This window comes from Synechococcus sp. H55.7 (assembly GCF_047462395.1).
GTDB lineage: Bacteria > Cyanobacteriota > Cyanobacteriia > Thermostichales > Thermostichaceae > Thermostichus.
On the sequence record NZ_JANSJD010000003.1, the window covers coordinates 12840 to 31682 of the forward strand.

The window sequence follows — 18843 nt, forward strand, 5'->3', positions numbered from 1 at the left end:
GTCTGGAGAGCTCTATGGAAGTCCAAACTTGGCTGAATTGGCTGTTCGGAGGATTGGCCCTGCTGATCTGGGTGGGAGGCATGCTGATGATGTTCACCACGGTGTTCACCACCAAAGGCACCCAAGATCCTCAGTCGGCGTCCAAAAAGGGAGGCGTTTAGCCCAAGCGGGATCCCTGGTAGCTGGCCCCATGCCTTCAGAAGACTGCCAGGCGCGATCGGCTGTCGGTGAGGGAGCTAGTCCAGCTCCCGTTGGCGTAGCCGCTGCAGAGCCGAGCGAGGTTTCTCCTTCTCCGGCAATTGTGTCTCCGTTGCGGTGGGCAGGGTGGCTGTTTCTGTTTTCTGGGGTTCGGGCAAGAGCTGGGCCGCTTCCGACTCAACGGCTGGAGGGCGAGCCGGGGGTTGGCCGGGCAAGGGAACAGACTCCAGGGGGGCCAGTAGAGATTGAAGATGGCGGTGGGTTTCGGGATTGTTGCTGGCGGCCTGGGCCAGGAGGGTGAGCTGCTCTTTGGCTGCGACCAGGTTCCCCAGTTTGAGATCCACCAAAGCCAGTTGATAGCGGGCTTTAAAACTACTGGGATCCACCTCCACCGAGCGTTGAAAAGCGGCGCGCGCTTCCGCCAGCTTGCCCTGACGGGCATAGATCAAGCCGAGGTTAAACGGCACGTCTGGATCCCGTTCGCTGGGGAGCACCAAGGTTTTTTCTTCCAGTTCAATCGCGCTCCGGTAGGCGTTGACGGCCAAGGTATGAAAGCCCATCTGCAGATAGCGGGCTCCGTCTTCCTTCAGTTGGGCGACCGTCGGCTCCCCTGTCAGCAGGGTCATGGGCGGTTGCGCATGGGCAGGCATTGCCATCGCCCAACTCAGCAGGCATCCCACCGCTCTTAGGCTCAGGGGGATAGCCGGATGACCGGGCTGCTGTTTATTCACCACCATGATCTGTTTCCTCCAACCACGTCAACACCACTTCGTTCCACCCCTCTGGGCCAGGGAGCTGAGCCAACTGCCATTGGGGCAGGGCCTCATTCCAGAGGCTATCCGCAATTGGGCTGGGAAGCACCACTTTTCGTTCTGCCCATCGCAAAAAGGCCACATCGGGCGGGGAACAGCCAATGCCCAAAGCCTGAACAGGGCCCAAATGCCGTTGGTAGCAATCCAGCAGCCGCCGTACCGCCTCTTCCCCCGGCGAGAAATGGGGCTCTGTAACCGGCTGCACCCATCCGGTCAGATACCATTGCGGTAGGCTGGAGAAATGAAGCTGACGTACCCGCAGCAGATGTTGGGTGAGGTTAGCTTCTTGCTGGGCAAAGGCTTCTCGCAGGGTTTCGGGATCCCCGGAATAGCTGAAAATCTCGCTGTACTCCCGCTGCTGCGCTCGCTCTGCCTCTTCCAAAGGGATCCCGGCGGCAGCCGCCAGCTCAGAGGCAGTCCAATCTCCAAACCCGATCAAATCCAAGCGGGAATCTTGACGCACCTGCTGCAGGATGCTGCGCAAGCGGGCATAGGGCAGTCCCAGAGCATACACATAGTAGGGAGGACGGTGTTGCCAGCGTTCGTCCAAAATGCCCGCCGGGAAATAATGCTCGGGAACGTAAACGGCGGATCCGTCCTCACAGATGAACGGATGCTCCAAGTGCAACTGCCGCCGCACATGTTCCAGTTGAGCGCGGGTGCGCAGGCTGTAGAGCACCAAGGGAATGGAGCGGCGCTCCAGAGCAGCCAAGGCTTGTCGGGCAGCACCATAACTGTTGGATTCCAGATCCAGCAAGCTGCCATCCAAACTGGTCAGGACAAGTCGCATAGGCGCAGGAGGGGAAAAGGCGCCGGCACCCTCAGAAGTCCAAGCAGGCCAATCGACCGGGATGCCCAAAGCGCCAACATTACCCATGATCCAACAGGTTGAGCAACCCAAACCGCCAAAATGACCCTCTAGGGTAGGTTCAAGGGCGGCGGGAAGCCCCGCACTGTAAGCGTGGCTAGTGTCCTGTGCCGAAGGCGCGATCCCCTGCATCCCCCAGCCCAGGCAGGATAAACCCTCGGTCGTTCAACCGCTCGTCGATCATGGCGCAGAAAATTTGCACCATGGGGTAGTGGGATCCCAGCCGCTGTAACCCCGGAGGCGCTGCCAAGACGCTGACAATCCTGACCAAGCTGAGATCGGACCCCCGTTTTTTCAGCTCATCCAAAACCCAGAGCAGCGTGCCCCCGGTGGCCAACATCGGCTCGGGAATGAGGATGCGCATCTGGGCGGGGATCCGCTCGGGAAGGCGATTGAGGTAGCAACTGGCCTGCAGCGTTTCCTCGTCCCGTACCATGCCGACGTGAAAAATCCGTGCCTGCGGCAAAAGGGCCTGACAACCTTCCAGCATCGCCAAGCCGGCCCGCAACACCGGCACAATGCCCAGCAGGGTATCCGGCGCGATGACCTCTGCGACAACGGGTTCCAAGGGCGTTTGCACCCGCACAGTCTGGGTGGGGATCCACTCCCGCATCGCCTCATAGGTCAGCCAACGGCCCAGCTCCGACATGGCCGTGCGAAACAGGGGCATGGGCGTCTCCACATCCCGAGCCACAGTTAGCCAGTGCTTGATGAGCGGGTGAGGAGGTACGTAAACACGAAGCTGCTGACTTGCCACCAGAGGACGCCTCAATCTGGGCGGTAGCATAGCGGGTTACCTCGGCAGAAAGCAAGCACTCCAATGAATGGAACCGCATGCCACTGGATCTCGTCTGCAAATGCCGGTAGCCGGAGATACTGATCTGCCCAAGCGTTTTGGGTTTGCTAGGGTGTCGCTGTTTACATGCGTCTTTGGCCACCTTAGTATCCTGTAAAAAGCAGGTTAGGGAGAATGGCTCATGGTTTCGTCTCGGCCCTCTGAATCGACCACCAAGGCTCTGAGCCGCCGTCAACTTCTCAAGGTAGGGGCCGCAGCCCTTGGGGGCGGCCTGTTGGCGGCGGGGGGTGCCCAAGCTCGGCGCAAGCCCTCTCCCACCCTGATCGTGGCTCAGGGATCCGGCCTGGAGCGCGTTTCCTACGCCACCAACTGGTATGCCCAGGCGGAACACGGCGGCTTTTATCAGGCGGTGGCGACCGGCATCTACCGCGAGCATGGCCTGGATGTCACCATCAAGATGGGTGGCCCCGGCATCAACATCACCCAGGTTTTGGCCGGTGGAGCTGCCGAATTTGCCATGGGGGGAAGCGTAGGGGTGATCAGTGCCGTGCGAGAAGGGATCCCCCTGGTGTGTGTGGCAGCCATTTTCCAAAAAGACCCGCAGATCCTCATGGCCCACCCCGGCACCCAGCGCTTTGAGGAGCTCAAGGGCCGCCCTATTTTTGTCTCGAAAGGGGGACTTGTCACCTACTGGCCCTACTTGAAGGCGCGTTTTGGCTTCACCGACGATCAGGTTCGCCCCTACAACTTCAACCCCGGCCCCTTTTTGGCGGATCCCAGCTCAGCTCAGCAGGGCTACCTGACTTCCGAGCCTTTTGCCATCCGGCAGGAAGGGGGATTCGAGCCGGTGGTCTTCCTCCTGGCGGATTTGGGCTACAAACCCTACGCCACCACCATCGAAACCCGTCGGCAACTGGTGGAGACCCGGCCCGACTTGGTGGAGCGATTTGTGGATGCCTCGATCAAGGGCTGGTACAGCTTCCTAGAGGATCCCCGTCCGGCGTATCGCTTGATCCAGCAGGACAACCCGGAAATGACCGATGCCCAATTGGCCTACAGCTTCGAGAAGTTGCAGGAGTACGGCATCATCTTGTCCGGCGATGCGCTGGAAAAAGGCATTGGCGCCATGACCGACCAACGCTGGCAAGACTTCTTCGACAGCATGACGGTGGCGGGCGTGTTTGAGCCAACCATCAACTACCGGGCTGCCTATACGCTGGACTTCGTCAATAAAGGCACTGCCTACTACACTGCCTGACCGGCAACACTACCCCGTCACCCAGCCACAGAAGCGGCTGATAGCCGGCCAACTGAGCTCCAACACATCGGTCAGGGCGTGGTCGCTCTCCACTGCCACCAGTTGGGCCCAGGGGCGACGGGCCACGTAGTCTCGGCTGGCTTGGATGGGAATGGTTTCGTCTTGGATCCCATGCACAATCAGGGTGGGCACCGGCCGTCGTAATGCCCCATCTGGGTAGCGTTGGGCATCGGTGACAAAACCGTATTCCAAAGGCAGCGGGCGCCCTTCTCCATAGTGAAACACCGTGAGTTGTCCGGTGCGTTGCCAGGTCTCCACCGCCTCCGCCCCCAGCCGCGGCAGCCAATGGCCCAAAAAGCCGAAAGCCGGCGCCAAGAGCACCAGGCGCTGCACACAAGGGTGCTGTTCGGCAACCCAGGCGGCCACCAAACCCCCCAAACTAGAGCCGATGAGGGTGACAGGAGGGTAGTTCATCTCGGCAAGCTGGTCGCCAACCTGCCGGATCTGGCGGGTCAAGGTGAGCTGGGCAAAATTGCCCTGGTTCAGATCGGGCACCTGAAGGGGGATCCCCACCTGCTGCAGCCGCTGCCGAAAAAAAGTTGCCTTGGCCGACTGGGGCCCAGAGCCAAATCCATGCAGGTAAATGGCCAACACGGAAAAAGATCCCTATGGCCCTGTGGCTGCCGAAAGCCAACCTGCGCCCAACACCACGCTGATGGAGAGGAAAAGGGTAGCCACCGTCCAGGTGATGCGGTTGAGGTTTTGCTCGGCACTTTTGGAGCTGGAGAACAACTGGGCCTGCCCACCAATGCCCGCCAACCCATCGCCCTTGGGGCTGTGCAGCAGCACCAAGATCACCAGCAAGATGGCCGAGGCCGACCAGAGAAACTCAAAAAATGCTTCCATCGCAGAGGATCCCCGTAGGGCAAGTTGCCAAAGCCATTATCGCCTAAAGCCCCATCCTAGCGCACTCTGTCTCGGCACCGCTGCCATTGCCAAATCCAGTCGCCAGGCCCAGACGTCTCTGCTCTCTCCAGGAATGTTGACCATTATTTCACCGCCTGGGCAAGTGCGCGGATCCCGGCTTGCAGACGTTCCTCGATGTCGGCCTCTAGCTGGAGTGTTCCGGCAGCATCAAACTGAATTTGAGAACTTAAGATGTAAACCCCTCTCAAAATATGGGTGGCCCCCATCACCGACAACACAGGTTTCATCGCAAAGTCGATGGCCAGCAGATGGGCCAGGGTTCCCCCGGTGGCGATGGGGAGAATCACTTTACCGGTAAAGGCGTCTTGATCCAGCAAATCCAGCAGCGCCTTCAACACGCCTGGATAAGAGGCTTTGTAAACGGGAGCAGAGATGACGATCCCGGCAGCTTGGGCCACCTTTTGCTGGATCTCCCTGAGTTGAGGGCTATCGAACTTGGCCAGCGCCAGATCCTCTGGCGGCAAGTCCCGCACCGAAACCAACTGAGTGGTCAACCCCAAATCCGACAGGATCGCGGCAGCATGATGCAAAATGGCTTCCGAGCGAGAAGGAGCGCTGGGACTACCGGAGAGCAAGAGGATGCTGGACATAGGTTGCAGACAGAATGCTGCCTCAGTTGTATCAGGGATCCCACGTGAAAGATGATGATAGACTAGAAAGGACAGGGCTTCAGGATGCCGGGCCCAGTCCTGTGCGGGCGTAGTTCAGTGGTAGAACGCTAGCTTCCCAAGCTGGATGTCGTGAGTTCGAGTCTCATCGCCCGCTTCTTGACACCAGACAAGCAAAACCCTCTTCCCCCGATCATTATTCGGTTCCAACCTACCCTGAGCCGATGTCGAGTTGGAGGGGGGCAAGGAGCCAGTAGAAGTTCTTGGGTCGGTGTCCGCTTAGGTAATCAAGCATGCAACTTTACGAGTCCGACTTCTATGCCTGGACGCAACAGCAAGCTGCACTGCTGAGAGCGGGGCAGTGGGAGCAACTGGATATCGCCAACTTGGTGGAGGAAATCGAGGCTTTGGGCAGGCAAGAACGCCGGGAATTGCTGAACCGGCTGGGGATCCTGGTAGGACATCTGCTGAAGTGGCAATTCCAGCCCCACCTGCGAGGCAAAGGTTGGCGGGCAACGATCACCGAACAACGCCGCCAGATCCAGCGGTTGCTCAGGGACAATCCCAGCCTCAAGCCCGATCTTTCGGCAGCCCTGCAAGAGGCTCATCAGGACGGGATCCTGGTGGTGGTGAGAGAAACGCCCCTGTCTGAGACAGATCTGCCGGCCCAGTGTCCCTACACATTAGAGCAGGTGATGGATCCCGACTTTTACCCTGGCAAGGAAGATCCCCCGTGATCTGCTCAGCCCGCCGAACCGGCAGCAGGGCCCCCGTGGGTCTCCACCGGGTTGTCCACCACTCGTCGCAGCACGCCGTTGACGAAAGCGGCGGCCTCCGGATCCCCGTATTTTTTGGCCAATTCTACGGCTTCGTTGATGGCGACCTTAACGGGGCTGCTGGCCAGGATCTCCATTTCCACCACCGCCAGGCGCAGGATATCGCGTTCGATCCGACCCACCCGCTGCAATTGCCAGCCCAGCAAAACCTTTTGCAAACGAGCATCAATCGCCTCTTTGTGAGCATGCAGAGCGGTTAACAGTTGCAAAGCATAGGCGCGCACTTCTGAAGATTGGGCAATGTGCAGTAGCTCTGGCATGGACAAGGCAACTCCCAGCCGGTTGACCGCCTGTTGGGACAACTGCACAACCTCATCCAGGATGTGGCGGACGCTGTGCAGTCGCTGTTCCATGTGTTCCAGGGCTTGGCCGGCGTTGCTGAGGGCCACTTGGGCTTGGTGGGCCAGCTCCAGCAATTCTCCCGGCGCGGTGTCGCGGGCGTTGGTCTCCGTCAGAGCCGTTTCCAGGCGCTGCAGATGTCGTTGGGCCTGCTGAAGGCGGACAGTAAGGGAGCGAGATCCGCCCTCTTCCTTGGCATCAGAAGCAGCCAATAACAGGGGATCACTCTCGTGCAGCAGGCGATCGCTGCGCTGAATTTCCGCCGCCGCCGTGGAGAGAGTTTCATGGGTCTCTTCCTGCAGGGCGCGGATGGCTGCCAGCAGCAAGTCCGCCAGTTGTTTTTCGCTCAGTTTGGCCGCCGTGGCCGGCAGTTGGTTGACCCCTAGCAGGGCCAGTTCGCGGGCAACACGCCGAGGTTGCATTGCAGAATACCCATGGTTTTGAACAACTGCCCCATCGGGCTTAGCCATGCTAGCAGGCTGCCGCGGGGCAAGGAAGAACCAGAGGCCTCGCTGTCAACTCGCTTCGGAAGGGCGGCTTAACACGCGAAACGCCAAAGATGCACTCTGCTCTTTGCCATAGGGGGATTGGCTGGAGACCGAGAGGGTGAGCCGCCGTTTGCTGCGAGTGATGCCCACGTATAGCAGCCGCAACCGCTCTGCCGCCAAGTCTAGAAAGGCCTGTTCGGTAGGAGAGTTGGCCTGCAACTCCCAATACCTTCTGGGGCTGAGCTGTCGCAACTGGGCCAGGGCCTCTGCTTTCATGTCTACATCTTCCAAAAACTTCAGCCCCACCGGTCGCTCCCCGTGCTGGGCGGGAAACTCGTAGGCCGACACCTGGGGGATGAACACCTGATCCCATTCCAGCCCCTTGGCACGGTGCAGCGTGGCGACGGTGATGCTGCCCGGCTCGGGGTCGAAGGCAAAGATCTCCGAGGGCAGGTTGTTAAGGTGGCGATCCAGAATCACCTGAAATTCTTGGGCAATCTCCTGCCAATCGACCTCAGGCAGGGATCCCAGCACCTGCTCCAACTGGTCGATGACGTAGTGACCTACAAACAGTTCTTCCGGCTTGCGGTAGAGGCTTTGGACAATCACATTCAGCGCCTCTGCCCAGGGAGAACGCCCGGCCCGTAGCCAACTGGCTAGGGTACACAGCAGCCGGCCTAAGCTTTGCCAAGAGGGGCTATCCGGCAAAGTAGGGGCTTCCCCAAACTGGGGAAAGAGCAGCCGCTCCGGCAGCGAGGCGCGGATCCAGCCCAGCATCGGCTGTAGCTCAGCCCGTGGGATCCCGGCCCAGTCGGCTAGGTGATCTACGGCTGCAGCCAGGCGAGCAGAGGAAGTGGGCTGGGCCAACCAGTCGATTATTCCCTTGAGTTGCAGCAGCACCCGCCGCTGGCTGGGGTTGCCCCGCAACAGGTCGATCACCTGCTCTGCCCCCAGTTCCCGCAGGTAGTCGAGGGCCTTGCCCCCCAGCTCGTTGGTGGTGACCAGAATGGCCACCGTCTGGTCGGGGAAAGCTTGGGCGGCTGCCAGGGCCCACCGTGTTACCTCCTGCAGCTCCTCCTCCGGCGATCCGGCTACCCGGCGAAACTCCACCTGCCCCTCGCTGGCCGGGGGATTCTGGCCACCGGTGGTGGCCGGACGAATGTGCTGGGGAGCCAGGGCGGTGCGCAGGGCCGGGATGGGGTGCTTCTGGTTTACCCAGTCCACTAGGCGGTTGGCCAACTCGAGGATCTGGGGGGCGCTGCGGCTGGACTCTTCTAAGACTACTCGGGGATTGGCCTGACAAAAGGCGCGAAACAGCCGTGGCTCGGCGGTGGTGAAGGTGCCCATGATGCTTTGGTTGGGATCCCCCACCCGCACCAGGTTGCCGGCGCGCTGGCTGAGCAACCGCAGCAGCTCTTCCTGCAGGGGGGAGCTGTCCTGGGCCTCGTCCTCGAACAGGTAGTCGTACCAGCTTTGCACCTGCTGCCGCAGCACAGGGTCGCGCTCGATCAGCTCCACCGCCTGCCAGCCCAGGTCGTCGTAGTCCAGCTTGCCCAGGCGACGCAGCTCCGCCTGGTAGGCGGCATAGAGGGGGGCGGCCCAGCCCAGATAGCCCTCCATGTCGGCAGGGATCTGCTCCGGCCCCAGACGCAGATTCTTGGCCGTGCTGATCACCGCCTGCACCATCTGCTGGAAGCTACGCCGAAACCGCGTCCGGTTTCGAACCACCTTCTGGTGGGAATCGTCGGGGGGAATCAGCGGCTCCCAGAGGTGGGTGTGGTGGGCGAGCCAGGCGCGGCAGAGACGGCTGAGCAGGCGCTCCTGTTCATATCCCTCCAGGATGGACAGCTCTTCCCAAAGGCCAGGGGCCTCCCGCAACACCCGCAGCGATAGCGAATGCAAGGTAAAAGCTTGGGTAAAACGCTCCGGATAGCCCGCCTCTTGCAGGCGTTGGTTGATGCGGCTGATCAGATTGCCCCGCGCCGACCGCATGTAGGTGAACACCCCGATGCGCTCCGGCGGGATCCCTCGATTCAGGATGAGGTCGGCAATCAGCAGCTCCAGGATGAACGTCTTGCCGCTCCCCGGGACTGCCGCGATCCCCAGAGGTCCCGAACGATACGCCAATGCCCGTTGCTGTTCTGGACGCAGCGTGACTTGGGGAAAAGGAGAAGCAGCCAAACCCACCATCGGCTCCCTGCCTAGTTGAGAATAAAAGTCTCGATGGCCACCGCCACCCCATCTTCGCTGACAGGGGGAGCCACCCAATCGGCGTGGGGCAGCAGAGCCGGCGAGGCATTCCCCATCGCTACCCCGATCCCCGCATACCGCAGCATCTCGATGTCGTTGTCGCCATCGCCGATGGCCATCACCTGATCCGCCGACACCCCCAGCAGCTCTTCTGCCAGAAAACGAACGGCATTGCCCTTATTCACCGCCGGATGGGCGGCCTCCAAAAAAATCGGCTCCGAGCGAGTGAGGTAGAGCTGCTCAGGAGAATACTGCCGCCGCAGGGATCCCTGTAATGCCTGCAAAAACTCCGTATCTTCACAAACAGCCAGGATCTTGGTGGGGCTTTGCCCATATTGGGCGGGGGAAAGCATCTGGAGCGGCACCTGGGAGCGTTCGGCATAGGCTTGGCTGAGGGGGCTGAGCTCTCGCACATAGAGCTGGTCATCGATGTAGAGGTGCACCCCCACCGGCTGATCCTGCAGCACCTGCAACAGCTCCTCCGTCAGCCGCCAGTCCAGGCTCCAGTGTTTTAAGGTCTTTTGGCTGTCGGGATCGCGAATGAGCGCCCCCTGATAGCTGCAGAGGGGCATATCGGCCCCAATGGCGTGGTGAAACCGCTCGGCAGAGCGATGCATCCGACCCGTCGCAATCGCCACCCGCACACCTGCGGCTTTGGCTTTTTGAATGGCCCGCTGCACCGGCTCCGAAACCTGGTTGGAAGGCCCGGCAATCGTGCCATCGATGTCCACCACCAACAGCCGAATGTCCCTCCGGGATCCCCCTTCCTTTTTTGGCTCTTGGATTTGAGCCTCTGCTCCGGTTTGCATTGCCCCTCCTCCTGGCAACCTCCCAGACCCTAACACGACTGCGGTCGGCTCCGTCGATAGTCTCAATAGGCCAGATTGAAGTGATCCTGAGTTGGATGCTGAGAGGTCAATCGACGGGGATTAGCAATGGTTCAAATGGCCGGTTAAAGGGTTCGGATCCCTGCCCTCTGCTGTTTAAGGAAAGAGCATACAATTGAGGAAGACTAGCCCCGTGATGGACAGAAATACCGTGAACATGCTGAAACGAATTGGTCGCGTCTGCCGGCCTTTGCTAGCCGTTGCCCTGGCCTTGATCTTGGCTTTGGCCCCCGTGAGCGCCGTCTGGGCCCGCAGTGGTGGTCGTATTGGGGGCGGCTCTTTCCGGTCTCCGACGTTCTCTGCGCCCCGCTCCATTGGCCCTCGCTCGGCTCCGGTGTACCCCAGCTATGGGGGTGGGTTCGGGTTCCCCCTGGTGGTGCCCTTTTTCTGGGGGGGCGGTGGCGGCCTGCTGACACTGCTGCTCTTGATTGGGGCCGGCAGCTTTTTGGTGCGCAGCCTGCGCTCGGCTGTTTCCGAAGATGGAGAGGACGGGGTTGGCGACCCGCTGGTAACCGTGGCCCAGGTGAAAGTGGGCCTGCTGGCCAGCGCCCGGCAACTGCAAAAGGAGATCAACGCTCTGGCTCTGGAATCAGACACCCAGTCGCCGGAGGGGCTGAGCCAACTGTTGCAGAATGTCAGTCTGAGCCTGATGCGCTACAGCGACTACTGGGCCTACGGCCATGCCCAGGTGGAGAAGCTGCCCCTCCCCCGCGCCGAATCCCTGTTCTACCAAGCCTCTTTGCAAGAGCGCAGCAAGTTTAGCGCCGAAACCCTCACCAACCGCAATAACCAAATCCAACAGGTTCCCCAAGCGGCGCTGAAGCGCGCTGCTGCTGGGATCCCGGACGTGGGCGAATACCTGGTGGTAACTCTATTGGTTGCGTATCGTGGCAACTTGGGTACACTACCTGTAGTTAATTCCGTGGCGGAGCTGCGGCAGTGTCTGATGCAGTTGGCTGCCATCCCGGCCGAGCGGATTGTGGCCATCGAGGTGCTGTGGACGCCGCAGTTGGAGGGAGACACCCTGTCGGCGGAGGCGCTGTTGACCGAGTACCCGGAAATGCGGCTCCTGTGAGGGAGCTGGGCTGAGGAGACGGCAACAGTCGGCTGAGTGTCTCAACGCCTCGGGATCCCCACCGTGAGGCCAGAGAGGTTCTATGTCCGGGTTGGATACTTCAGCAGCCAGGGGCCGTCGTTCTCCTTGGGTATGGTCTGGCCAAGCGAGGCAGGCAGATTCTCTGTTTGATGAGCTGTTTGGGGATCTGGAGCACAGCCTTGAGGCAGAGGGAGCGGAGGAGTATCCCTATTTGGGTACGCGCCCCCCGTTGCTTTCCCGCCGTTCTTCGGCTGGCGGCGGACTGCTGCTGGGTTTAGCTTTGGCGGCCACGCTGGTGGCGGGGCTGGCTTTTTGGATGACTCTGCGCCCGCGATCAGGGGTTTTCTCACAGGCCGATCCACCTCGGCAAAGAGATCCCGATCTCGTCGAGGCGCTTGGGCCTGCCTATTCCGCTTCCCTGCCAGCCCAAGAGCCGTCCTCGGCTTCAGAGGAGGAAGGTCGCCTGGATCTGCCTGAAAAGGTTATCTCTCAGGAGCCCAGCGGAGAGGTCGTGGCCAAGCCGGCGGCGAGAACGATCCCTGCAGCGGCAGCCAGCGCTCCTCCTGCCGCTCGAAGGTCTGCTCCGCCGGCGCGGATCCCGCCTCAACCGCCGCCCCAGATGAAGTTGGTGGGGTTGATCCACGATCCGGGTGCCCCTAAAGCCTTGATCTTGGTGGACAACGTGGTGCGGCAGGTGCCGGTCGGCCAGGCGGTGAAAGGAGAGTGGCGAGTCATCTCCATCAGCCCCTACGGGGTGGGCGTGAGCAACGGCGTTCGCAGCGTTACCTTGCAGTTGGGGTTGTCGCAACGGATCTAGATATCTCTCTTTTGTCTGGAGAGGGATCCCCGTGGAAGGTTGGATCGATAAAGAAAAAGGGAGAAGGGGCAGATGAAATTCGCCAAGCTGGGGCGAATGAGCCGCGGCAGAGTGGGATTGGGCTTAGCTTTGGGGTACCTCTGTCTCGGTCTGTTCGCTTGTCGCAGTGCGCCCCCCTCTTCTGGCTCTCCATCTGGGATCCCGCCGGCCTACGCCCATCGCCCGCAACTGCAAGGGAAGGCAGTGGTGGAGCTAGAGGTGCAAACTGCTGAAGGAGTGGGCAAGGTCCTCTTGGAGATCCGCGGAGAGGAGGCGCCCCTTACCGCCGGCCAGTTTGTGGATTTGGTGCAGCGGGGTTTTTACAACGGTCTCACCTTCCATCGGGTGGAGAAAGATCCCCAGCCCTTTGTGGTGCAGGGCGGGGATCCGCGGGGGGATGGCACCGGCGGCGCCCCAGAGCCGGGCAGCAACCGCTTGCGCACCATCCCTTTGGAGATCCAGGTGCGCGGGGAGCCTCATCCCCGCTACAACACGTTGATCGAGGATCCCATCGCCCTGAGCAAGCTGGCCTTGCCCCATCGCTTGGGGGCGGTGGCCATGGCCCGTTCCAGCCCTCTCGACTCGGCTTCTTCCCAGTTTTATATCGCCCTCTCTGCTCTGCCGATCCTGGATGGGCGCTATGCCGTGTTCGGCTATGTCACCAGTGGCATGGAGTGGGTGGAGCGCCTGCAGGTGGGGGATGTGATCCGCTCGGCGCGGGTGCTGGAAGGAGCGGACTTGCTCAGGTATCCAGCAGGAGCAGATCAGACGGCGGCCCCCGGCGGTTTATGATAGGCAGCAGCTCTGCTGCTGGTTCGGCTGTCGTGGCTTGGGGAGGGGAGAGTTTTGTGTTCGCCCTCTCCAGCAACCTGTGGGCGCCTTTTCATGCATGAAGACGCTTTTTCTCCTCTTGAACCCCTAGACGAGCTGCCACCTCACTCGCCGCCGGAGGTGGATGTGGAGCGGATGCTGCAGCAGTTGCAGGATCCGGATCCCCGTTTGCGGATGCAGGCAGCCCGCGCCTTCTGTGAGATCGAAGAACCCCGCGCCATCCCGCGCCTATTGGCTTTGCTCAGGGATCCCTGCCCGTTGGTGCGGGTGGGAGCGGCCTATGCCCTGGGTCGCAATCCGGATCCCGCTGAGGTGGAGGTGCTGATCGACAGCTTGCGCCGGGATTGGAATGGCTATGTGCGCAAAGGCCTGGTGTGGGCCCTGGGCAATGCTAAGGATCCCCGCGCCTATCCGGTGTTGCTGGAAGTGTTGGCCGAAGATATCGCGGCAGTGCGGCTTTGGGCGGCCAGCGCCCTCGGACAATTGGCCCAAGCTCAGGTGTTGTCCGGCCCGGCTCTGCAGGAGGTAGCGGCAGCCCTCTGTCGGGGTTTGGCCCACGATCCGGTGGCGGCAGTCCGCGGCAACTGTGCCTGGAGCTTGGGGATCCTCGGGCAACAGGTGAAACTGGCTCTCGAGGATCCCACCGTTTACGCGATGTTGAAAAGGCAATTGCTGACAAGCGCCAGCCGCGATCCCGATTGGGGAGTGCGGGACGATGCGCGGCTTGCCCTCCTAAAATTAGCGGATCCCGACTTGCCGGAGCAAGCGGATAACCTTAAGTAAACTACCCGACACGACTACCCCCGGCCCCTCTCCCTCAGGGAGTCAGCCCAAGCGCTCCGCGCCGCTAACGCGACCACCCCCAGCCCCTCTCCCTCAGGGAGTCAGCCCTCACCCCCAGCCCCTCTCCCTCAGGGAGAGGGGAGTTAGGGATCGAGGCAACGAACGGTTTCATTGCCATTGAAAACGACTGTAACTGGGCGACGGCTTCAGCGAACCAGATCGAGCAGCCAGGCAAAGTAGAAGCGGCTTTGAATGGTTTGCCGTTGTTGCACTTTCCAGCCCCACTCGGCAAGGTGGCCCACCAGCGTCGCCTCGCGGTGCTGATAGGCGCGGGTGGTCTTGCTGGGGCCGGGGAAAAACTCCCCCACTTTCTTCAGCAGCGTCAGCCAGGGAGTTTTGGGAGCAAAGCTGAAGAGCAGACGAGACTTGGCCAGTCCGGTCAGGTGCCTGAGCATGCGCAGGGCGTCGGCTTCGGGATAGTGGATCATCACATCCAGGCAGACGACGACATCGTACTCCCCCGTCAGTTCTTCCAAATCCAAAACCTGAAACTGGGGGTTGTCTGTGGATCCCAGCTCCATCTGTTGGCGGCGACGCGCTTCGTTGACCATTTGCTCCGAGATGTCGCTGGCGAACACCTGCGCCCCGCGGGCGGCCAAAGGCAAGCTAAGGCTGCCCACCCCACAGCCGGCATCGCAAATGCGCAAACCGGAGGGATCCCCCAGCCATTGCAACACCGTCTCGACCGTGCGGGCATGGCCCAGTCGAATATCTTTTTGGACGAAATTGACTTCCTCGTTGCCGTAAATGCGGCGCCAGCGCTCGAAGCCGACCGTGTTGAAATAGTTGCGGACGATGGCTTTTTCTTGCATAAGACTGCTAGTTGTATGCCGGGATCTGCCGGGGAATCACTCCTGGGCGGGCAGATTGGGGATGCGGATTACATTTTACCCCGAAGCCGCTGCCGCCACTCCCAGCGCCTGTCCCATGCCTGTATTAGAATTAACTTGCCTTCACCGGAATAAAACTCAATGACGGAAGCTGAGATTGCCCAGGCGTTGCAGGCCAGCTTGGCTGTCCCTGTCAAAATTGCCGTCAAACGTCGCCAGGGCCATTTGCACGTTCTCCTCAACCGCTCCCCGCAAACCCAGCTCGACTACCCCCATCTCACCCAACAGGTGCGAGCCGCGCTGGAGGCATTTGGCCTATCCGGCCTGGAGCAGGTGACGGTCTATGGACGCACCTCGGGACATTCCGAATACGAGTGGCAGCAAACCGAGCCGCTGCGGGATCCTCTCTTGGGTGCTGAGGAGACCACGCTCGTGCTGGAAAAACAAAGCAATCGGCTGCTGCAGGATCCGACGCTGGTTGCTCCCGATTCCGCCGGCCCCCAGCCTGAGCCCAGAGAAAAGGCTGCCGACAAGAAAGCTGCTGGCAAAGGCGGATCCCCTATTGCCTGGCTGTGGCCGGCGGTGCTGATGGTCGGGATGGGGGTGGCGGTTTTGCTCCTTTTCTTTCTCTAGAAAGCAGCCTGGCTGGGGATCAAGCCGGCTGTGGTGAAGGCCGGGATCCAGACGGGGCTGGGCGAGTCGAAGCCGCCCTTTGCAGGGCATCCTGCAGCATCCGCTCCACCAGCTCCGTAAACGTCCAGCCCAGAGCTGCCGCCGCATCAGGGCAAAGCGAAGTGGGGGTCATGCCGGGCAACGTATTCACCTCCAGCACCCAGGGGTTCTCGTCGGCATCCACCCGCAGATCCACCCGCGCCAGGCCCTCACATCCCAACACCTGATAGGCCCTCAGCCCTGCCGCCTCGCAGCGGGCCAATCCTGACCCCGTGAGGGAACAGGGGATCAAATGCCGCGAGCCGCCGGGGGCATACTTGGCTTCATAATCGTAAAAATCCCCCTGGGCGGGGATGATCTCAATCGCCGGGAGAACCTGGCCGGAGAGGATGGAGAGGGTGATCTCCTTGCCGGGAATGTAGCGCTCCAGGAAGACCCGCGAGGAGACCGAGCTGGCCAACTCCAGCCCCTGAGCAAATGACCTCTCATCCTGGACAATGCTGATCCCCACCGTCGAGCCGTTGTTGCTGGGCTTCACCACCAGCGGGGATCCCAAGTGCGCCACGCACTCGGCCCAGGAGAGCGGTTGCGCTTCATCCCAGACCAGCCACTCAGGGGTGGGGATCCCTGCGCCGCGAAAGATCTGCTTGGACACCAGCTTGTCCATGGCCAGAGCGCTGGCCAACGGCCCGGATCCCTGGTAGGGCAGGCCCAGCCACTCCAGCATCCCCTGCACCACCCCATCCTCGCCGCCGGGGCCGTGCAGGGCAATCCAGACGAAGTCGCAGCCGGCCTGCCGTTCCTGCCAAAGGCGCAGCGGCAGATCCTCCTCCGGGTCGATCAGCTTCACCCGATGGCCCAAATCTTCCAAAGCCCGCTTACAGGCTTTGCCCGTTACCCAAGAAACCTGACGTTCTGCCGAACGACCCCCTGCCAAGACAACAATGTTCATGGCTTAACCCCAAAGCACTCCCCACTCTCAGCAACCGGCACCAGGATAGCCGCATCCCCCCACTCTACCCTACGAAGGAGGGCGGCGGCGGCGCAAAAACTCGGGAATGTCCAAGCCCCCGGAAGCAGGGGGCTCAGGCTCAGGGGGCTGTCGAGGCGATGGCTCAGGGCTAGGAAAGGTGGGCTTGCGCGTCCCCACCCCCACCTTGTTGGCGACAGAGGCTTTGGGTGCAGAAGCGCTGGCGGCGGCCCGCGATCCGTCAAAACCGGTGGCGATGACGGTGATGCGCACCTCCCCTTGCATACGCTCGTCTTGCACGGTGCCGAAGATGATGTTGGCTTCTGGATCCACTGCCTCGGCGATGATCTCAGCCGCTACTGTGACCTCGTGCAATGACAGATCCAGCCCGCCGGTGATGTTAAAGAGCACGCCCTTGGCCCCCTCAATGGAAGTTTCCAGTAGGGGAGAAGACACGGCGGTAATGGCGGCTTCGCGGGCGCGGGACTTGCCGGATCCCATGCCAATGCCCATCAGGGCGGTGCCAGCATCGGCCATCACGCTGCGCACATCGGCAAAATCCACGTTGATCATGCCGGGGATGAGGATGATGTCGGAGATGCCCTGCACCCCCTGACGCAAGACATCGTCCGCGACGCGAAAAGCCTCGTGCACAGGAGTTTGCTCGGAGATCACCAAGAGCAGCTTGTCGTTGGGGATCACGATCAGGGTGTCGACCGCCTCCTGCAGCGCTTGGATCCCTTCTTCAGCCTGCTTGGTGCGCCGCTTGCCCTCAAAGGAAAAAGGCCGCGTCACCACCCCCACCGTCAGGGCGCCGCTGGCCTTGGCAATCTGGGCAACCACAGGCGCTCCCCCTGTCCCTGTGCCCCCTCCCATGCCGGCGGCGATAAAGACCAAATCTGCCCCTTTGAGAGCTGCTGCAATTTCTTCGCTGGACTCTTCGGCGGCTTTCTGACCAATGGCCGGGTTGCCGCCTGCCCCCAGCCCGCGGGTTAACTTTTGCCCGATTTGCAGACGGCTCACCGTTGATGTCGAGCACTGCGCAAGGGCCTGAGCATCCGTGTTGATACTCCAAAACTCAACACCCTTGAGGTTGCTGGCCGCCATCCGACTGACCGCGTTGCCACCTCCCCCCCCTACGCCCACCACCTTAATTTTCGCGGCATTGCTCGGCATGTTCTCCTCTGGATGATCCGCCGCCTTGGTCTGGGCTCCGTTTCTCTCGTACTCGACCTGAGAGTCCTCCCCCACGTAGCGCTCACTCCAGGGGGAAGGCGTTGACTGGGCTTGCTCCAAACCCTGCCCAGGATTGGGGGGATGGAAGTCCGACCAATTGTTGGATGGCATGTCAGCCCTCAAGATAGCTTAATTCTGGCAAATATTGAACATGCTAGCTGATTTAATATAAGGCAACTCTCCCCCGATGCCAACGGTGAAGACGTTTGTGGATCTTCATAGGCGGATGCAGCTTTCGTACTTTGCCTATGAATCTTCTCTCGCAGTTAAGCTTCCTCTTTTGTACAAGCGAGGTTCCTATCGAAGGGTATGTATTCCCGAACACCTAGTAGGTAGAGCCCAAATTAGGGCAAACTGTTGCCCCCAGCGCGCTTCGGTCAGAGCCGAGCTTGCGCTTGCCTAAAAGCTAACCTTGCGTTTTCTTTTCAGAGTATTCGATAATACTCACCCCTCCCAATTAGAGCCTGGCAGACCAATCGCCAATTTTTGCCGATTTTTAATGCTGAGGTTTGGGTATTCTGCAAACTACCCGAGGGCTTCCGCGCCGAAAGAGTCAGTGGGGGGGTTGCCGTCAGGGATCCGCCCATAGGCTTAGAGCGGCTGCAAATGGATCTCCGCGTTCAGCCGCTGGGGCAGGGAAATTTTAAACACGTCCCCCTGATCCATTTCCTGGGCCGTCGTCATGCTGGCCAGGGCCTCTACCACTTCTTCGGAGTTGGCGGTCAGCACGACAACGGGGCGCTCGCCGGCGACGGGGAAATCGTGCCAGGTGCCGCGGTGCAGCAGCAGCCCGTGCCCAGGGGGGAATCGCAGGGCTTGCACTTTGTCGAGATCGGGGAGGGTTTTGGGATGGTTGGGGGGAGCCATCACCATGATGAACGGCTCCTGCCCCAGGCCGACAAACAACTGGGTCATGCGCAGGTGGCGCTCCAACCAGAGCACAGGCGGGTAGCCGGGCAGGATCTTAGCAGTACGGATAACGGCCTTGCCGGTGTATTGAAAGTCAATGTTCTGCCCTTCTAAAACACGCCCCTGATAAAAAGGGATCCCCAACCCGGGATGGGCTACATCGTCCCCCAGCAGTTGGCCAAAGGGCCGCACATTTTCAGGGGTTGCCTCCACAATCGGCACCCGGACAACGGTGGTGGCAGTTGTGCTCATGGTTCTTGCTCTTTGTTCGCT

At 60.9% G+C, this 18843-nt stretch carries 21 protein-coding genes and 1 tRNA gene; 9 read left to right on the forward strand and 13 right to left on the reverse strand.

Going from position 1 to position 18843, the window contains the following annotated elements:
* The first annotated feature begins 14 nt into the window (after positions 1-14).
* The gene (locus tag NW851_RS01840; protein WP_414336774.1) at positions 15-161 is read left to right on the forward strand and encodes a hypothetical protein; all 147 of its coding nucleotides are present in this window, start codon (positions 15-17) and stop codon (positions 159-161) included.
* A gap of 75 nt (positions 162-236) precedes the next feature.
* Here NW851_RS01840 and NW851_RS01845 read toward each other — a convergent pair whose 3' ends face one another.
* The 3 genes from NW851_RS01845 to upp form a co-directional block, all read right to left on the reverse strand.
* Complete coding sequence (locus NW851_RS01845; protein WP_414336776.1) at positions 237-935, reverse strand: tetratricopeptide repeat protein; 699 nt, start codon at positions 933-935, stop codon at positions 237-239.
* Positions 922-1800, reverse strand: a complete 879-nt coding sequence (locus NW851_RS01850; RefSeq protein WP_414335169.1) for a hypothetical protein — start codon at positions 1798-1800, stop codon at positions 922-924. Before NW851_RS01850 ends, NW851_RS01845 begins: the two co-directional genes overlap by 14 nt.
* Positions 1801-1975: 175 nt before the next feature.
* Positions 1976-2665 (reverse strand): uracil phosphoribosyltransferase, encoded by a 690-nt coding sequence (gene upp, locus NW851_RS01855; RefSeq protein WP_414336778.1) that lies wholly within the window; start codon positions 2663-2665, stop codon positions 1976-1978.
* A 190-nt stretch (positions 2666-2855) separates the two neighbouring features.
* On the opposite strand from upp, the gene NW851_RS01860 reads away from it, so the two are divergent.
* Positions 2856-3932, forward strand: coding sequence for an ABC transporter substrate-binding protein (locus NW851_RS01860; RefSeq protein ID WP_414335166.1), 1077 nt, complete (start codon positions 2856-2858; stop codon positions 3930-3932).
* Positions 3933-3941: 9 nt separating this feature from the next.
* Here NW851_RS01860 and NW851_RS01865 read toward each other — a convergent pair whose 3' ends face one another.
* The 3 genes from NW851_RS01865 to ssuE all read right to left on the reverse strand — a co-directional run bounded on the left by NW851_RS01865 (position 3942) and on the right by ssuE (position 5509).
* A complete protein-coding gene (locus NW851_RS01865) occupies positions 3942-4586 on the reverse strand; it encodes a YqiA/YcfP family alpha/beta fold hydrolase (protein ID WP_414335164.1) in 645 nt (214 codons plus the stop codon).
* Positions 4587-4598: 12 nt separating this feature from the next.
* Complete coding sequence (secG, locus tag NW851_RS01870) at positions 4599-4838, reverse strand: preprotein translocase subunit SecG (protein WP_011433676.1); 240 nt, start codon at positions 4836-4838, stop codon at positions 4599-4601.
* A 143-nt stretch (positions 4839-4981) separates the two neighbouring features.
* A complete protein-coding gene (gene ssuE, locus NW851_RS01875; RefSeq protein ID WP_414335163.1) occupies positions 4982-5509 on the reverse strand; it encodes an NADPH-dependent FMN reductase in 528 nt (175 codons plus the stop codon).
* Positions 5510-5612: 103 nt separating this feature from the next.
* On the opposite strand from ssuE, the gene NW851_RS01880 reads away from it, so the two are divergent.
* Both NW851_RS01880 and NW851_RS01885 read left to right on the forward strand, forming a co-directional pair.
* Positions 5613-5684: transfer RNA gene (locus NW851_RS01880), tRNA-Gly, on the forward strand.
* A 136-nt stretch (positions 5685-5820) separates the two neighbouring features.
* Complete coding sequence (locus NW851_RS01885; protein WP_414336781.1) at positions 5821-6264, forward strand: DUF29 domain-containing protein; 444 nt, start codon at positions 5821-5823, stop codon at positions 6262-6264.
* A 5-nt stretch (positions 6265-6269) separates the two neighbouring features.
* On the opposite strand, the gene nusB is transcribed toward NW851_RS01885, so the two are convergent.
* From nusB to NW851_RS01900, 3 genes are all read right to left on the reverse strand, one after another.
* A complete protein-coding gene (gene nusB / locus NW851_RS01890; RefSeq protein WP_414335161.1) occupies positions 6270-7124 on the reverse strand; it encodes a transcription antitermination factor NusB in 855 nt (284 codons plus the stop codon).
* A gap of 93 nt (positions 7125-7217) precedes the next feature.
* Positions 7218-9380, reverse strand: coding sequence for an ATP-dependent helicase (locus tag NW851_RS01895; RefSeq protein WP_414336783.1), 2163 nt, complete (start codon positions 9378-9380; stop codon positions 7218-7220).
* Positions 9381-9391: 11 nt separating this feature from the next.
* Positions 9392-10249 (reverse strand): Cof-type HAD-IIB family hydrolase, encoded by an 858-nt coding sequence (locus tag NW851_RS01900; protein ID WP_414336786.1) that lies wholly within the window; start codon positions 10247-10249, stop codon positions 9392-9394.
* Between the two features lie 235 nt (positions 10250-10484).
* On the opposite strand from NW851_RS01900, the gene NW851_RS01905 reads away from it, so the two are divergent.
* The 4 genes from NW851_RS01905 to NW851_RS01920 all read left to right on the forward strand — a co-directional run bounded on the left by NW851_RS01905 (position 10485) and on the right by NW851_RS01920 (position 13893).
* Positions 10485-11402, forward strand: coding sequence for a DUF1517 domain-containing protein (locus NW851_RS01905; protein WP_414336788.1), 918 nt, complete (start codon positions 10485-10487; stop codon positions 11400-11402).
* An 82-nt stretch (positions 11403-11484) separates the two neighbouring features.
* Positions 11485-12240 carry a hypothetical protein gene (locus tag NW851_RS01910; RefSeq protein WP_414335156.1) on the forward strand — a complete coding sequence of 252 codons (756 nt, stop codon included), beginning with the start codon at positions 11485-11487 and terminating at the stop codon, positions 12238-12240.
* Between the two features lie 72 nt (positions 12241-12312).
* Positions 12313-13071 (forward strand): peptidylprolyl isomerase, encoded by a 759-nt coding sequence (locus NW851_RS01915; RefSeq protein WP_414336790.1) that lies wholly within the window; start codon positions 12313-12315, stop codon positions 13069-13071.
* 93 nt (positions 13072-13164) lie between these two features.
* Positions 13165-13893: a HEAT repeat domain-containing protein gene (locus NW851_RS01920; RefSeq protein ID WP_414336792.1), complete on the forward strand. Its 729-nt coding sequence runs from the start codon at positions 13165-13167 to the stop codon at positions 13891-13893.
* 206 nt (positions 13894-14099) lie between these two features.
* On the opposite strand, the gene bchM is transcribed toward NW851_RS01920, so the two are convergent.
* Positions 14100-14765, reverse strand: a complete 666-nt coding sequence (gene bchM / locus NW851_RS01925; RefSeq protein WP_414335078.1) for a magnesium protoporphyrin IX methyltransferase — start codon at positions 14763-14765, stop codon at positions 14100-14102.
* 159 nt (positions 14766-14924) lie between these two features.
* Here bchM and NW851_RS01930 point away from each other — a divergent pair, with 159 nt between their 5' ends.
* Entirely contained in the window at positions 14925-15416 is a 492-nt protein-coding gene (locus NW851_RS01930; RefSeq protein WP_414336793.1) for a hypothetical protein, read from the forward strand.
* A gap of 19 nt (positions 15417-15435) precedes the next feature.
* Here NW851_RS01930 and NW851_RS01935 read toward each other — a convergent pair whose 3' ends face one another.
* From NW851_RS01935 to NW851_RS01945, 3 genes are all read right to left on the reverse strand, one after another.
* Positions 15436-16407 (reverse strand): D-alanine--D-alanine ligase, encoded by a 972-nt coding sequence (locus NW851_RS01935; protein WP_414335076.1) that lies wholly within the window; start codon positions 16405-16407, stop codon positions 15436-15438.
* A 69-nt stretch (positions 16408-16476) separates the two neighbouring features.
* On the reverse strand, positions 16477-17601 hold the full coding sequence (ftsZ, locus tag NW851_RS01940; protein WP_414335080.1) for a cell division protein FtsZ: 1125 nt from the start codon (positions 17599-17601) through the stop codon (positions 16477-16479).
* Between the two features lie 651 nt (positions 17602-18252).
* Positions 18253-18822 carry an ureidoglycolate lyase gene (locus NW851_RS01945; protein WP_414336795.1) on the reverse strand — a complete coding sequence of 190 codons (570 nt, stop codon included), beginning with the start codon at positions 18820-18822 and terminating at the stop codon, positions 18253-18255.
* Positions 18823-18843: the final 21 nt, after the last annotated feature.